This is a genomic window from Janthinobacterium fluminis (assembly GCF_028595325.1).
Lineage (GTDB): Bacteria > Pseudomonadota > Gammaproteobacteria > Burkholderiales > Burkholderiaceae_D > Janthinobacterium > Janthinobacterium fluminis.
The window spans coordinates 86,003-100,093 of record NZ_JAQQXR010000002.1 but is presented as its reverse complement, the minus strand read 5'-3'; the positions used below and the strand labels follow the sequence as shown (position 1 = coordinate 100,093).

Here is a 14,091-nt window from a genome sequence, read left to right as displayed (position 1 = left end):
GATGGCGGCAGCGGGCGGCGCCGACCACTGGCAAGCCCACGCGCGGCAGTGGTCGCGCATCGGCGGCCCGCTGCGCCCCGGCGCCGAGGATGTCGGCATCATGCGCCGCATCCTCGGCCCGCAGCCGGGGCTGGGCCTGCTGCTGGGCGTGACCGCCGAACTGTCCGCCCTCAGCGACAACATGGTGGCCGTCGAACGCGACGCCACCATGATCGCCCGGCAATGGCGGCCGCGCGGTCCCGGCCAGTCGGTCCGGCAAGGCGACTGGCTGGCCTTGCCCTTCGGCGCGGACAGCTTCGCCTTCGCCGCCGGCGACGGCAGCCTGAACATGCTGCGCCACCCGGACGGCTATGGCCGCCTGTTCGAGCAATTGCGCGTTTGCCTGCGCGACCAGGGCCGGCTGGCGCTGCGCGTCTTCACGGCGGCGCACGACAATGAAACGCCGCAGGCGGCGGCCGACGCCGCCCTGCGCGGCGACATCGGCAGCTTCCACGCCTTCAAATGGCGGCTGGCGATGGCGCTGGTGGCGCGCGCCGGACAGCCGGACATTGCCGTGGCGGCGATCCACGCCGCCTTCGACGCGCTGCTGCCGGACCGCGCCCTGCTGGCCAGCCGCGCCGGCTGGGCGCGCGCCGACATCGACACCGTCGATGTCTACCGCGATTCGCCGGCCGTCTACAGCTTTCCCACGCTGCGCCAGGTGCGCCAGGCCGTCCCCGCCGGTTACGCGGAACTCGGCGTCTTCCACGGCAGTTACGAGCTGGCCGAGCGCTGCCCCATCCTTGCCTGGAGCCTGCACAAATGAGCGTCGCCGACAGTGCCTTTCTCGCCATGTGCAGCGCCGTCCCCGGCATCGACTGGCCGCCCCTGTCGGCCGGTTTTCCCGCCTCGGTGCTGGCCCTGGCGCAGCAGCTTGAACAGACCCAGTGGCTGGCGCCGTCCGAGCTGGCCGCGCGCCAGCGGCGCCAGTTGCGCGCCCTGCTGACGCACGCCGCACAGCACAGCCCCCATTTCGGCGACAGGCTGCGGCAGGCCGGCTGCGGCGTCGCCGCGCTGTGCGAGCCGGGCGGGCTGGCGGCGCTGGCGCCGCTGTCCCGGCGCGCCTTGCAGGCGGACGGCGCGCGCGTCGCCGCGACGGCGCTGCCGTCCGGCCACGGGCCGACCGGCCAGGTCAGCACCTCCGGCTCCAGCGGCACGCCGGTGTCGCTGACCCGCAGCGCCGTCAACCAGATGTTCTGGCTGGCGTTCACGCTGCGCGAACACCTGTGGCAGCGGCGCGACTTCAGCGCGCCGCTGGCCGTCACCCGCGCCAACCTGCCCGGCAACGCGGCCGTGGCGCAGCCGGACTGGGGCGCGCCGGTCGCCACCTTCTTCGCCACCGGGCCGGCTTACGCGCTGCCGATCAACCGCGCCGTCACCGAGCAACTGGACTGGCTGCTCGGCATCAATCCCGGCTACCTGCTGACCTATCCGACCAACCTGGCCGCGCTGCTCGACGAAATCGAGCGGCGCGGCGGCGCGCTGCCGCGCCTGCGCCAGATCCGCACCATCGGCGAGACGCTGGCGCCGGCCCTGCGCGCGCGCACCCGCGCCGTGCTCGGCGTCGGCATCGCCGATTGCTACAGCAGCCAGGAACTGGGCGTGATCGCGCTGCAGTGCCCGGACAGCGAGCTATACCACTTGATGGCCGAGGGCTATATCACGGAAATCCTGCGCGAGGACGGCAGCCCGTGCGCGGACGGCGAAGTCGGCCGCCTGGTGCTGACGGACCTGCACAATTTCGCCACGCCGCTGGTGCGCTACGACATCGGCGACTACGCCTGCGCCGGCCCCGCCTGCCCCTGCGGCCGCGGCCTGCCGACGCTGCGCCACATCGTCGGACGTGAACGCAATATGGTCAGCATCGGCGGCAGACGGCACTGGCCGCTGGTCGGCTTCCACCGCTTCCGCGACGTCGCGCCGGTCATCCAGTACCAGTTGGTGCAGCGCTCGGCCGAACACATCGACGTCAACCTGGTGTGCGCAACGGCGCCGAGCGAGGCGCAGCAAAAGCAGCTCGGCGACATCATCCGGCAGGCGCTGGGCCACCCTTTCCAGCTCGGTTTCCACCTGTTCGCCGACCGGATTCCCATGCCGGCTTCCGGCAAGTTCGAGGAATTCGTCAATCTGACGGTGTAGGCGGCGCAGCCGAAAAGAGCCCCGCCAGCCAGTAGACCGGCAGCGCGACGGCCTCCCTGAGCGTGGAATAGATGTCGCGCCACTCGAAGTAATCGGCATGGGCCGAGTACACCGTCGCCACGCCGCTGTCGCGCAGCGCCAGCCGGGTGCGCGGGATATGGAAATACTGGGTGACCACGACGGCGCTGCGCAAACCGCCGGCGCGCATCAACGCGGCGCTGTTGCGCGCCGTCGCCGTCGTGTTCACGCCGCCGCTGTCGACGATGATGGCCGGCGCGGGAACGGCGTGCGCGACCAGATAATCGCGCATGACGGCGGCCTCGTCGTAGCCCTCCTTGCCCAGCCCGCCGCTAACTATCACGCGGGGAAACAGGCCGGCCCGGTACAGCGCGGCGGCCTTGTCCAGGCGCGCCGCCAGCCGCGCCGAGGGCCGGCCGTCCAGCTCCACCTTCGAGCCGAGCACGATGGCGACATCGCAACGCTGCACATTGTCGCGCAGGCCGTCGGCGAGCAGCGCGCAGCCGCCGCTGGCCGCCAGCAGCGCCGCCATCAGGGCGCACTTCAAGCCTTTCATCCGCACCGCCTCAATTCAACTGGCGCCGCGGCGCGGTCGGCATATTCGCCTCGCGGCGCTGCCCGCCGCCGCTGCCATACACATCCTCGCGCGACAGCGGCGCGCCCTGGCGCAGGCTGGCCGCGCCGGCAACCTTGTAGCCATCCTTCGTCATCGCGTAATACTCGACCTTCTTGAACGGTTTGCCCTCTTCCAAGGTGCCGCTATCCGTCGCCCTGATCGTGAAATACTCGCCCGGGCCGTTCTTCAGGAAATCCAGTTCGACCACGCTACGCCAGCATTGACGCAGCATGCCGTACTCCTCCGCCAACTCCTTGGGATCGTCGGAGCAGTTGCCGGCGTTCGACTGCCCCATCTCCAGCGCCAGCACCTGGTGCGGCGTGCCGGCGCTGATGTCGATCAGGAAGGCGTAGTCGTTGGTGTAGCCCTGATGCACGTCGCCGCCCTCGAACAAGAGGCCGAACTTGCCGTCGCCGATGCGCACCAGCTTGCCGTCCGGCGCCTGGCCGTGCGCGCCCGCCGTCGCCACGACCTGCTTGCCCTTCTCGAAGACCCAGGCGTTGTTCTTCAGCGCGAATACATACACGGAAATGTCGGCCTGCTGGATGTGCGACTCCGCCACCTCGCCGCCGTCGAGAATCATCTGGCGCTGGATGACGAGCACGCCCTTTTGCTGGCCGCCCTCGTCGAAGGTGACGGCCAGCATCGGCGTGGCCAGCACATTGGCGCCCTTGATGTCCCAGGCGGCCGTTTTCGCCACCGGAATCAGCGTGCCCTTTTGCCCGGTGTGATAGGCGCCGAAGATGGCGCGCATGGCCGTGCCTTCGCTGAACACGGCCGGCCGAGCCGTATCGTTTGCGGCCGGCGCAGCGGCCGGCGCCGCCGGCGCGGGCGCGCGCAACAGCAGCGCCGCCGCGCCGAGGGTGCAGGCGCCGGCGAGGACGCCCATCAGATACCGTTTTTTCATTGGAATACAGGACGGAAAAAGCTTCTTTCGTAGCTGACGATGCACTTCGTTTCTTCCGCGTAGTTGAACGCGGCGACGCAGTCGGCATCGTCCAGCATCTTGATGCGGTATTGCTCGTACTCGGCCAGACTGGGGAAGCTGAACAGCGCCAGCGCGACATTGTTGGCGCCCTCCGACGGCAGAAAATAACCGTGGTGCTGGCCGCCGAATTTTTCCACCAGCGGTATCCACATCTGCCCGTAACGCTCGAACTCCTTGAGCCTGGACGGTTCTATGATGTAGCGCAAGTAGCATGTGACCATGTCGATTTCCCCCAGTGCCGACGGACCCGATTGTCCGTTGTTCGCCTGGAATGATACTGGAAATTTCAGATCGGCAAGCGGGCTGCGGCCATGCCGCGCGCAGCCCGCCGCCGCAGCCGCTTATTGCGCGGCGAAGGTATAGCTCAGCCCCAGCATGACGCTGCGCGGCGCCCCGGGCGTGTACTGGTTCTGGCTGTTGGCGACATACTTGCCGACGCCGGAGTAGGAACTCGACGCCGAATCGGCATAGCGCTTGTCGGTCAGGTTGCGCACCTGCAGCCACGCCTCCCAGCTTTTCGCAAACTGGTAATTGGCGCGCAGGTTGAGCAGCGTGTGGCCCGGGTATTTCACCGTGTTGGCGTTATCCATCCAGTAGCGCCCCTGGTGCAGCACTTCCAGCGCCACGCGCGCGCCCGCCAGCGGTTTGTAACCCACCTCGGCGGAGGTGATGTCGCTGGGCGCCTGCGGCATTTCCCGGCCGCTGTAGTCGAGGCTGCCCGACACCTGGTAACGCACATAGCGGTGGCTGGCGACCGCCGTGCCGAAGCGCGCGTCGAACGGGCCGGCGTCGTAGTGCAGGCCCAGCTCCAGCCCCTGGCTGCGGGTGCGCCCGGCGTTGCGGTTTTCGCTGGTGCCCGGCACGACGGTGTAGCTGACGATGGTGTCGCGCCCGTCCAGCCGGTACAGCGCGGCGTCGAGCTTCAGCTTGCCGTCCAACAGCGCCATGCGCAGGCCCATTTCATAATTGTTGTAGGTGGCCGGCTGCAGGTCGGCGATGCCGGTCTTGCCGTACAACTGGCTCACCTCGGGCGGCGTGAAGCCCTCGCTGATGTTGGTGTAGATGCTGGCCTGCTTGCCCAGCGCATAGGTGGCGCCGATTTTCGGGCTGAAGTGGGAGAAGCTGCGCGACTCGTTCGGCGCGCCGAAATTGTCGCTGCCGCCCGGCGCCAGGCGGTTGTGGTAGTTGTAGCGGATGGCGTCGGAGCGGCCGCCGACGACGACGCGGGCCTTGGCCAGCGGCGCGAATTCCCACTGCGCGAAGACGGCGGTATTGCTGATGTCGGTCTGGTAGTCGCGCACGCCGCGCAATCCGCCCGGATCGCCGGCGGTCGCCAGCGTATAGCGCAGGTATTTGCCGCTGGCGGGGTCGCGCACGATGTTCAGGTTATCGCTGACATACGGGTTGTCGCTCCGGTCCACGTAGATGCCGGCGATCAGGCGCGAGCCCAGCCAGTCGAAACCCTGCTGGTGCTTCACGTCCACGCCCAGCGAATCGACGTGGTTGTTGTTGATGACGCCCTTGCAGACGATTCCGACGCAACTGCCTATCGAATAACTGGGGATCTGGCCGTGGTCGTTCTTGCGGCTGAACAGCGTCACCGTCGTCGACCCGTTGCGCGTCGTCTCGCCCTCCCAGGCCAGATTGGCGCGGGTGGTCTTGTCCTTGCGGTAGCTGAAGGTGTTCAAACTCTTGCCAGGCGTGGCGCGGAAGTCGTTCTCGAACAGGCCGCCGGGCATGGCCGCGTCCAGGTCCGTGTGCACCAGCGTCGCGCGCAGTTGCGAGGCGGCGCCGAGCGCATAGTCGGCGCGCAGCGAGAACGAATCCTTGTCGCCGTAGCTATACTCCTGCCAGTTGTCCCTGCTGCGGCGCGAACTGTAGTGGGAAAAGCGCAAGCCCAGCGCGCCCCAGGTGTTGCTGGCGGAAGTGTCGTAGCGCGTGAAGCCGGCCGTGTTGTCGCGGCGCACGCCGACGCTGGCGTAAGGCGTCGGCGAGGCCGCCGACGTCAGGAAATTGACGGCGCCGCCGACCGCGTTGCTGCCGTACAAAGACGAGGCCGGCCCCTTCACCACCTCGACGCTCTCCGTGCCGGCCATATTCATTTCGTTCAGCGAATTATGGTTGAACACGCCCAGCGGACGGATGGGAATGCCGTCTTCCAGGTATTGATAGACGGCGTTGGTGCCGATGGGCTGGCGGATCGCCATGCTGTGCTGCTCGTTGCCCAGGTCGTTCCAATAGACGCCGGCGATGCGGTTGATGATCTCGCCCATGGTTTTCGGCTTGTCGCGCCGCAGCTCCTTCTGCTTGACGACGCCGATAGCCTGCGGCGTTTCCGACAGCCAGGAGGCGGCGCGCGAGCCGGAGACGACGACCACGTCGAGCACTTGCTCGTCGGCGCCGGCGCGGGCGTTGCCGCCCAGCGCGGCAAACACGGCGCCCAGCGCCAGGGACATTACTTGGTATTGTGGTTTCATGACGATGCTCGATAAAGGCTAGTTTTGCTGGATGCAGCAGGCTTGCGGCGCGCGCAGTTCGACGATTTCCACCAGCGGCAGCGGCGCGCCGGCGCGGGCATAGAACAGATAGCCGTGCCACACGCCGAGGGCGACGATGGCGGCGACGTTAAAGCATTGCATAAAGAGACAGAACGTCGAAAAGCGGCCGCGTTGGCGGCGGGAAGTGGCAGTCATTGCAGGAATCCTGATAAAAGTGACGGGGCGGCACGACGGGCGCGCGGATGCGAACGCAGCCAGGCGCGGCGGCGCTGCTATCCGGCGGCGTGGCGACCGGGGAAAGCGATCAGGACAGTGCGGGAGGGGCGCGCGACTGGGCGCTGGCCCAGACGAACAGGGGGCGCGACGCCTGGTAATAGAGCGGCGGCAGCACGGGTTTGCCGGCGAGCACGGGCAGCGTCACCATCGGGCTGGACGGCAGGCCGGGGGCGCCGCCGTGGGCGGAGCAGAACGGGCAGTGGTCGAAGTGCAGGCTTTGTTCGATCGAAGCGGGCGACAGCGGCTGCCCGTCGTCGCTGTCGGCCTGGACGAAGCGCGTGCCGGCGATCGAGCAGATCTCGATCCACGCCGAGCTGGAATCGTCGGCGGCGATGGCGTGGGAAATCGACGGCGCGAGCGCGGCCAGCAAGATCGCAAAACAGGCGATCCAGGCGGTGAAACGGCGCGTTATCTTAGTCATTCCCATCGTTGCATTTTAACAGCGCCGCGCGGCGAGGGTCAACGCGGTGGACGGCCGGTGCGGCCCCCTCCGAACGGACTATTGCGGACTCGCCGTCCGTGCGCCGTATTCCTGCGCAAGCCGTGGCAAGCCTGGCCGGATAGGGCTTGGGCGCGCCCCTACTGGCAGCTGCGCCCGTCCGCCGGGAAGGAGCGGATCGCCTTCGACATTTCCCCGGCCACCTGGCGCAGGGCGCGCCGGTGGCCCGCCACCAGCGCGTCGTAACCGGCCGCCACCTTCTCGTTGACGACGCTGCGGCAAGTGAGCACCTTGCCGCTGGCCAGCTGGCGCACGCTCCAGACGGCGTCGATCAGCGCGTACTGCCCCAGCGCCGACTCGAAGCGCTGCACATTGGTGCTGACGCGGTACACGGGCAGCTTGTCCGGATAAGGCGTGCGATAGACGTCGATCGCGCCCAGTTCGCCGGTGATGCCGGTCGACAGCGCCTGGCCGATCTCGGCCGCCAGCGGCCCGGCCCAGCGCTCCTGCTCCAGCAACTCGATGCGTCCGCCGGCCGCCGTCAGCACCAGCTGGTTGCGGCTGACCTGCTGCGGCACGTTGACGGCCAGCACCTCGACATAGAAATTCACTTCGGCCTTGGCCGGCGCGGCGTCGCCGCCGTTGAGCGTATAAAAACGCTCGATCTGCGGCGCCGCGCAGGCGCTCAGCAGGCTCAGCGAGGCGGCCAGCGCGAGGGTGCGGAATGCGCTCATTTTTTATCTCCTTGTTTGCCGCGGATCAGCGATTCCGGGTGGCGTTCCAGATAGTCGGACAGCGCATTGAGCGACTGCAGCGTCTGCGTCAGCTGCTGCAGCGCCTGGCGCACGTCCGATTGCAGCGGCGAATCCTTTTGCAAGACCTGCTCGGCCGTGCTGAAGGTTTGCCTGGCGGCGCCCAGCGTCTCCTTCATCTCCGGCACCACCTGGGCGTCCAGCTGCTTGAACAACACATTGGCGTTCTTCAAAGTGGCGTTCAGATTCGCCGCGATGTCGGCATAGGGCACCTGGTCGAGCTTCCTGACGATGCTGGCGATCTGCGTCTGCAACTCCTCCAGGCTGTTCGGCACCGTCGGCACCTCCATCGGGTACTGGTTGAAATCGAGCTTGGCCGGCGCCGCTTTCGGGAAGAAGTCGAGGGCGATGTACAACTGGCTCGTCAACAAATTGCCGGTGCGCAGCTGGGCGCGCAAGCCGCGGCTGACCAGCCGCTCCAGCACGTCATGGCCGGCGGTGCGGTCCTCGTCCTCCAGCGTCTGCTGGAAGCGCTTGCCGAGCCGGCCCGGATACAGGTCTACCGTCACCGGCATGCGGAAACTCTTCTTCACGCCGTCGTACTCGACGCCGACCGAACGCACCTCGCCCAGCACGATGCCGCGGAAATCCACGCTGGCGCCCGGCGACAGGCCGCGCAGCGACTGGTCGAAATAAAACACCGTGGTGATCGGCGCGCCGTCCGGCTCGCGCATCGCGCTGGACTGGTCGGCCGCCAGCGCGAAGGTGGCGCCGGCCGCCGCCAGCGTGTCCGGCTTCTGGCCGTTCTGCGACTCGAAGGCGATGCCGCCGACCACCATCGCCGCCAGCGACTGCGTGTTCAGCTTGAAGCCGTTCGAGTCGAGGCGCACGTCGACGCCGCTGGCGTGCCACCAGCGCGAATTCTGGCCGACGAACTGGTCGTAGGGCGCGTTGATGAAGACGGCCATGCTGACGCCGTTGCCGCCCTTGTCGAGCGCGAAGCTGATCACCTGCCCGACTTGCACGCGGCGGTAAAACACGGGCGAGCCGACGTCGACCGAACCGAGGTCGTCGCCGTGCAGATTGTAGAGCTTGCCCTTCTGGTCGCCGGCCACCGCCGGCGCGTTTTCCAGCCCCGCGAAGGCGTCCTTGTAGTCGGCCGACTTGCCGGCGTCGACGCCGATGTAGGCGCCCGACAGCAGGGTGCCCAGGCCGGAGACGCCGCTGGCGCCGACGCGCGGGCGCACCACCCAGAAGCGCGTGTCCTGGGCCGTGAAGCGCTTCGCCTCCTTGCTCATGTCTATCGTCACCAACACCTTCGACAAGTCCGGGGCCAGCGTGATGGCGCGCACCAGCCCGATCTCGACATCCTTGTACTTGACCTTGGTCTTGCCCGGCTCCAGGCCGTCGGCCGTGCGGAAACTGACCGTCACCGTCGGCCCCTGCTCGTACAGCGACTTGGCCACCAGCAGAGCGCCGATCAGCGCCGCCAGCAGCGGGATCAGCCAGACCAGCGAAGGCAACCAGCGGCTGGCCTGCTCGACGTCCGGCTCCGGCAACGCCAGGGGCACAGGCGCGGGTGGGCGGGCGATCTCGCCCTCTTTCTCAGACATGTTTTTCTCCAGGGTAGACGGGCGGGCCACTGTCGACGTGGTCCCAGATCAGGCGCGGGTCGAACTGCATCGACGCCAGCATCGTCAGCACGACCACCGAACCGAAGGCCAGCGCCCCGGGACCGGCCGTAATCACGGCCAGCGCCTGGAAGCGCACCAGCGCGACGGTCAGCGTGACGACAAAAATATCCAGCATCGACCAGCGGCCGATGAACTCGACCAGGCGATACAACACGGTGCGCTGCAGCGGGCGCCAGCGCGAGCGCCGCTGCGCGCTCCAGGCCAACAGCGTCAGCACGGCCAGCTTGAGCATGGGCACGACCACGCTGGCGATGAAAATGATCGCGGCCAGGCCCTTCGAGCCGCTGTTCCAGAAAAACAGCACGCCGCTCATGATGGTGTCGTCCTCGCTGCCGAACAGCGAATGCGTATACATCACCGGCAACAGATTGGCGGGAATATACAGGATGGCGGCGGCGATCAGCAGCGCCCAGGTGCGGTTGACGCTGTCGGGGCGGCGCCGGTGCAACTGGCAGCCGCAGCGGGCGCAGCGCGGATGCGCCCGGCCGGGCGCGGCCGGCGTCACCAGACCGCAGGCGTGGCATGGCAGCAACTCGGCGCCGGACGCGCGCAAGGCCGCGTAATCCAGGCGGGGCGGCGGGCGCGGCGCCAGATCGTCGCCGACATTCCACAGCGTCTTGGGATCGAAAGAGACGACCACGGCCAGCATCAACGTCAGCGCGCCGAAGGCAAACAGTCCCGGCTGCGGCAACACCCGCGCCAGACTGGTCATCTTGATCACCGTGATCAGGATGCCGATCATCAACACCTCCGTCATGCCCCAGCGGCGCGCCGCCTGCACGGCGCGCAACACCCGGTGGAAACCGGGCGGCTGGAAACCGGCGCGCAGGCCGAGCGCGACATACAGCAGCGCGGCCAGCTCGACGGCGGGGAACAACATCGTAAAGAAAAACACCATCGCCGCGACGAGCTGCATCTGCTCCGCCCACAGCACGGCAATGGCGCCGATCAGCGTGGCGCTGGAGCGCAAGCCCTTGACCTCCAGCTCGACGATGGGAAAAAACTGGGCGATCAAAAACACCAGCGCCGTGGCCAGCGTCAGCGCGACGACCCGGCTCAGATCGGCGGAACCGCCGCGGTACAAAACCGAACGGCAACGCGTGCAGCGCGCCTTCTCGCGGGGGCGGAGCGGACGCTTGCGATGCAACACACCACAGTCATGACAGCTAATCAGATCGTATCGACGCACAGGTTCGGGATGAGCTCGTAAATACCGCCCATCATACGGTATTGCCGCCTGGGGACAGACCACGATTTTCGAGAAAGTATTTCTCGAAAATCGTGGTCTGTCCCCAGCTTCGCTTACTGCAGATGCCGCAATTGACGATCAAGCCCTCGCACCTTTCAAAGCGCATGGACTTTTGTTCGAAGGTGTCGCCTGGGGACAGACCACGATTTTCGAGAAAGTATTTCTCGAAAATCGTGGTCTGTCCCCGGCTTTGCTTACTTGTAGATGCCGCAGTTGACGATCATGTCTTCGTATTTTTCAAAGTACATGGACTTTTGTTCGATCTGCTTGCTGACGGGGTTGACGAATTTGTAGTCTTGCCAGCCCTTGCCCTTGGCTTTGGCCAGTTCCAGGCGCTCGCGCATGAAGGCCTTGCCGTCCGCGTCTTTCAGCTCGATCAAGTCCTTGCCCTGCATTTTCACGTTGGCGCCGTGCGCCAGGTTTTTCGCCTGCAGGTCGTTGATGGTCACGTACAGGTCGCGGTCGCGGAAGCGGGTGCTGTGCAGGTCGTTGATTTCCGCGATGGTTTTGTCGCGGCCGTTGGCCTTCATGTAGGCGATGACCTTGTGTACCAAGGCAACGGCCTCGGCCGCCGAGCCGTGCTCGCTGGCCGCCTGGCTGGCGCCGCTGAACGCGGCGGCCCAGCACATCACGATCACACTCATCAGTTTGCGCATGCTTGTCTCCTATGGTTATTGGTGACAAACATAGTGCGCCACATTGCGCCGGAGCACAACAGGCGCCGCCGCGCTCAGGCCGCGAGGAAGTCGAGCAGCGTCAGCGCGACCACCTTGGTGGCCTTGCGCAAGTCGTCCAGCGCCAGCCGCTCGTCGGCCTTCTTCGCGTTCGACTCGGGCACGGTGCGCGGCCCGGCGCCGTACAGCACGGCCGGAATGCCGTGCTCGCCGTACAGGCGGGCGTCCGCGTACAGCGGCGTGCCCTGGGCCGGGATGCTTTCGCCGAGGATGAGGAGGGCATTCTTTTGCAGCGCGGCCACCAGTTGCTCCGAGCCGGGCAGCGGCCGCAGCGCCTGCGACAGCAGCAGGCGCTTGATCTCGACGCGGATGCCCGGCTCGCCGCGCACGGCGTCCTCGATCAGCGCGCGCAGCTGGGCTTCGACCTCGACCGGGTTCTCTTCCGGGATCATGCGCCTGTCCATCTTCATCACCACCTTGCCCGGCACCACATTGGTGTTGGTGCCGCCGTCGATGCGCCCCACCAGCATGGTCGGCGAGTCGATGCCGGCCACGCCGGATTTGATCTTTTTCAGCGCCGGCAACTGGGCGTAGATGGCGTTGAGGATTTTGTTCGCCGCCTGCAAGGCGTCATGCCCCGTTTCCGGCATCGCGCCGTGGCCGGACTTGCCATGCACGGTAATTTCCAGCTGCAGGCAGGCGTTGTGGGCCGTGATGATGTTGTAGCCGAAGCCGGCCGCGATGACGAAGTCCGGCTTAGTCAGTTTTTGCTCCAGCAACCAGGCCGGCCCCAGCAGGCCGCCGAATTCCTCGTCGTAGGTGAAGTGCAGCTCCAGGCTGCCCTTCAGCGGCACGCCCAACGCTTCCAGCGCGCGGGCGGCGAAGATGTAGGTGGCGAAGTCGCATTTCGACACGGCGGCCGCGCGGCCGTGGATGTGCCCCTTGTCGATCACGCCGCCGTAGGGCGGATAGGTCCAGCCCTCGCCCGGCGGCACCACGTCGCCGTGGGCGTTCAGCGCCAGCGTCGGGCCGCCCGCCTGGTAGGGGCGGCGCACGATCAGGTTGGTGATGCTTTCCATGCCGTAGTCGGCGACCGCCTGTTGCGGCACGGCGTGCTTTTCCGCCTGCCAGCCGAAGCCCCGCAGCAGCTCGGCGACGGCGTCGGCGTGCGGCGCGTTGTTGCCGGGCGGCGTGTCGGTCGGCACCCGGATGACCTGTTGTAGAAAAGCCACTTCCTCGTCGAAATGGGCGTCTATCCAATTACTCAGTTGTGCGCGCGTATTGCTCATTGTCTTCCTTGGCGGTGATATGCAAACACCGCGTTAAATTGATTTGTGATACGTTTTTCGACCTGCTCCCAGGGCTTTATTTGGCGCCGGCCTCGAACCAGGCGCCCAGCAGCGCGCGCTCGTCTTCCGTCATCATCGTCAGGTTACCAATCGGCATGGCTTTCAGTTGCACGGCCTGCTTGTAGACTTGCGCCGCATGCTGGCGTATCAGCCCTTCCGTGTCGAGCATGATGCCGGCCGGCGCCGTCGCAAAGCCGGGCTGGCTCGGCCGCGCCGCGTGGCAGCTGGCGCAGCGCCGCGCGACGACGGCTTGCACCTTGAAAAACTGCGCCGCCGGATCGGCCGGCGCCGCGCGCGCCGGCGGCGGCGCCGGCGCGATCATCACGGCGACGGCAACCAGCAAGGCCACGCCCAGCAGCGGATAGCCCCAGGCCAGGCGGCCCTTGTGGCGCAGGTTGAAGAAGTGGCGGATGAACACGCCCGCCGCCATGATGAAGGCCAGCACCAGCCAGGCATGCTCGTTGCGGTAAGTCATCGCATAGTGGTTGCTGATCATGATGAACAGCACCGGCAGCGTGAAATAGTTGTTGTGCACGCTGCGCTGCTTGGCGCGCAGGCCGTGACTGGGGTCCGGCAACTTGCCGGCCGACATGGCCTCGACCATTTTGCGCTGGCCCGGAATAATCAGCATCAGCACATTGCCGACCATGATGGTGCCTATCATCGCGCCGACGTGGATGTAGGCGGCGCGCCCGCTCAGCAACTGCGTCAGCGCATAGGCAGCGCCGACCACCAGCGCGAACACGACGAGGCCGAAGTACAGCTCGCGCCCGGCCAGCGGCGAGCGGCACAGCAGATCGTAGACGGTCCAGCCCAGCACCAGCGTGCCGACGCCGACGCCGATGGCTTGCCAACTGCTGAGGTCGGCCACGGACTTGTCGATCATCATCGCCTGGGCGTTGAAGTAGTAGGCGATCGTCAGCAAGGCGATGCCCGACAGCCAGGTCGAATACGCCTCCCATTTGAACCAATGCAAGTTCTTCGGCAACTCGGCCGGCGCCACCAGGTATTTTTGCGGATGGTAGAAACCGCCCCCATGCACCGCCCACAACTCGCCCGACACGCCCTTCTTCGCCAGCTCGGAGCCGGGCGCCGGCGGGCGGATCGAATTGTCCAGCCAGACGAAGTAAAACGAGGCGCCGATCCAGGCGATGCCGGTAATCATGTGCAACCAGCGGATCAGCAAGTTCAGCCACTCCAGGCCGTAGGGAATCAGGTAGGCAAACACTTCCATCACGCTCCTTCAATCGAGGCCGGGCTTGATTTGGCTTAATTTACAGAAGATAAACTGAATCGGCGCACGGGATATGAAAAATATCGTATATTTAACATATTCCAACCGATATACAACAGGGATCGC

General features: G+C 66.5%; 14 protein-coding genes. 2 read left to right on the top strand and 12 right to left on the bottom strand.

What is annotated here, in order from left to right:
- The first annotated feature begins 1 nt into the window (after position 1).
- Both OIK44_RS06305 and OIK44_RS06300 read left to right on the top strand, forming a co-directional pair.
- Entirely contained in the window at positions 2 to 805 is an 804-nt protein-coding gene (locus tag OIK44_RS06305) for a class I SAM-dependent methyltransferase (protein ID WP_273669885.1), read from the top strand.
- A complete protein-coding gene (locus OIK44_RS06300; RefSeq protein ID WP_273669884.1) occupies positions 802 to 2,178 on the top strand; it encodes a phenylacetate--CoA ligase family protein in 1,377 nt (458 codons plus the stop codon). The genes OIK44_RS06305 and OIK44_RS06300 overlap by 4 nt, the downstream gene beginning before the upstream one ends.
- On the opposite strand, the gene OIK44_RS06295 is transcribed toward OIK44_RS06300, so the two are convergent.
- From OIK44_RS06295 to OIK44_RS06240, 12 genes are all read right to left on the bottom strand, one after another.
- A complete protein-coding gene (locus tag OIK44_RS06295) occupies positions 2,162 to 2,752 on the bottom strand; it encodes a YdcF family protein (protein ID WP_273669883.1) in 591 nt (196 codons plus the stop codon). The two genes, OIK44_RS06300 and OIK44_RS06295, sit on opposite strands and share 17 nt — an antisense overlap.
- A gap of 10 nt (positions 2,753 to 2,762) precedes the next feature.
- Positions 2,763 to 3,719 (bottom strand): hypothetical protein, encoded by a 957-nt coding sequence (locus OIK44_RS06290; RefSeq protein ID WP_273669882.1) that lies wholly within the window; start codon positions 3,717 to 3,719, stop codon positions 2,763 to 2,765.
- Positions 3,716 to 4,021, bottom strand: coding sequence for an NIPSNAP family protein (locus tag OIK44_RS06285; RefSeq protein WP_273669881.1), 306 nt, complete (start codon positions 4,019 to 4,021; stop codon positions 3,716 to 3,718). The genes OIK44_RS06290 and OIK44_RS06285 overlap by 4 nt, the downstream gene beginning before the upstream one ends.
- Positions 4,022 to 4,141: 120 nt before the next feature.
- Complete coding sequence (locus OIK44_RS06280) at positions 4,142 to 6,277, bottom strand: TonB-dependent receptor family protein (protein WP_273669880.1); 2,136 nt, start codon at positions 6,275 to 6,277, stop codon at positions 4,142 to 4,144.
- 18 nt (positions 6,278 to 6,295) lie between these two features.
- The gene (locus OIK44_RS06275) at positions 6,296 to 6,493 is read right to left on the bottom strand and encodes a hypothetical protein (protein ID WP_273669879.1); all 198 of its coding nucleotides are present in this window, start codon (positions 6,491 to 6,493) and stop codon (positions 6,296 to 6,298) included.
- Positions 6,494 to 6,602: 109 nt separating this feature from the next.
- A complete protein-coding gene (locus tag OIK44_RS06270) occupies positions 6,603 to 6,995 on the bottom strand; it encodes a DUF2946 domain-containing protein (RefSeq protein ID WP_273669878.1) in 393 nt (130 codons plus the stop codon).
- A 158-nt stretch (positions 6,996 to 7,153) separates the two neighbouring features.
- Complete coding sequence (locus OIK44_RS06265; RefSeq protein ID WP_273669877.1) at positions 7,154 to 7,747, bottom strand: PqiC family protein; 594 nt, start codon at positions 7,745 to 7,747, stop codon at positions 7,154 to 7,156.
- Positions 7,744 to 9,378 carry a PqiB family protein gene (locus OIK44_RS06260; protein WP_273669876.1) on the bottom strand — a complete coding sequence of 545 codons (1,635 nt, stop codon included), beginning with the start codon at positions 9,376 to 9,378 and terminating at the stop codon, positions 7,744 to 7,746. Before OIK44_RS06260 ends, OIK44_RS06265 begins: the two co-directional genes overlap by 4 nt.
- Positions 9,371 to 10,648 carry a paraquat-inducible protein A gene (locus OIK44_RS06255; protein ID WP_273669875.1) on the bottom strand — a complete coding sequence of 426 codons (1,278 nt, stop codon included), beginning with the start codon at positions 10,646 to 10,648 and terminating at the stop codon, positions 9,371 to 9,373. Before OIK44_RS06255 ends, OIK44_RS06260 begins: the two co-directional genes overlap by 8 nt.
- A gap of 254 nt (positions 10,649 to 10,902) precedes the next feature.
- Positions 10,903 to 11,364, bottom strand: a complete 462-nt coding sequence (locus tag OIK44_RS06250) for a cache domain-containing protein (RefSeq protein ID WP_273669874.1) — start codon at positions 11,362 to 11,364, stop codon at positions 10,903 to 10,905.
- A gap of 74 nt (positions 11,365 to 11,438) precedes the next feature.
- Positions 11,439 to 12,671: a M20/M25/M40 family metallo-hydrolase gene (locus OIK44_RS06245; protein ID WP_273669873.1), complete on the bottom strand. Its 1,233-nt coding sequence runs from the start codon at positions 12,669 to 12,671 to the stop codon at positions 11,439 to 11,441.
- Positions 12,672 to 12,747: 76 nt separating this feature from the next.
- Positions 12,748 to 13,965, bottom strand: a complete 1,218-nt coding sequence (locus tag OIK44_RS06240; protein ID WP_273669872.1) for a urate hydroxylase PuuD — start codon at positions 13,963 to 13,965, stop codon at positions 12,748 to 12,750.
- Positions 13,966 to 14,091: the final 126 nt, after the last annotated feature.

Excerpts from the sequence above, each read along its gene's own strand:
- OIK44_RS06305 (WP_273669885.1), top strand. The coding sequence starts at position 2 with ATGGCGGCAGCGGGCGGCGCCGACCACTGGCAAGCCCACGCGCGGCAG.
- OIK44_RS06300 (WP_273669884.1), top strand. The coding sequence starts at position 802 with ATGAGCGTCGCCGACAGTGCCTTTCTCGCCATGTGCAGCGCCGTCCCC.
- OIK44_RS06295 (WP_273669883.1), bottom strand. The coding sequence starts at position 2,752 with ATGAAAGGCTTGAAGTGCGCCCTGATGGCGGCGCTGCTGGCGGCCAGC.
- OIK44_RS06290 (WP_273669882.1), bottom strand. The coding sequence starts at position 3,719 with ATGAAAAAACGGTATCTGATGGGCGTCCTCGCCGGCGCCTGCACCCTC.
- OIK44_RS06285 (WP_273669881.1), bottom strand. The coding sequence starts at position 4,021 with ATGGTCACATGCTACTTGCGCTACATCATAGAACCGTCCAGGCTCAAG.
- OIK44_RS06280 (WP_273669880.1), bottom strand. The coding sequence starts at position 6,277 with ATGAAACCACAATACCAAGTAATGTCCCTGGCGCTGGGCGCCGTGTTT.
- OIK44_RS06275 (WP_273669879.1), bottom strand. The coding sequence starts at position 6,493 with ATGACTGCCACTTCCCGCCGCCAACGCGGCCGCTTTTCGACGTTCTGT.
- OIK44_RS06270 (WP_273669878.1), bottom strand. The coding sequence starts at position 6,995 with ATGACTAAGATAACGCGCCGTTTCACCGCCTGGATCGCCTGTTTTGCG.
- OIK44_RS06265 (WP_273669877.1), bottom strand. The coding sequence starts at position 7,747 with ATGAGCGCATTCCGCACCCTCGCGCTGGCCGCCTCGCTGAGCCTGCTG.
- OIK44_RS06260 (WP_273669876.1), bottom strand. The coding sequence starts at position 9,378 with ATGTCTGAGAAAGAGGGCGAGATCGCCCGCCCACCCGCGCCTGTGCCC.
- OIK44_RS06250 (WP_273669874.1), bottom strand. The coding sequence starts at position 11,364 with ATGCGCAAACTGATGAGTGTGATCGTGATGTGCTGGGCCGCCGCGTTC.
- OIK44_RS06245 (WP_273669873.1), bottom strand. The coding sequence starts at position 12,671 with ATGAGCAATACGCGCGCACAACTGAGTAATTGGATAGACGCCCATTTC.
- OIK44_RS06240 (WP_273669872.1), bottom strand. The coding sequence starts at position 13,965 with ATGGAAGTGTTTGCCTACCTGATTCCCTACGGCCTGGAGTGGCTGAAC.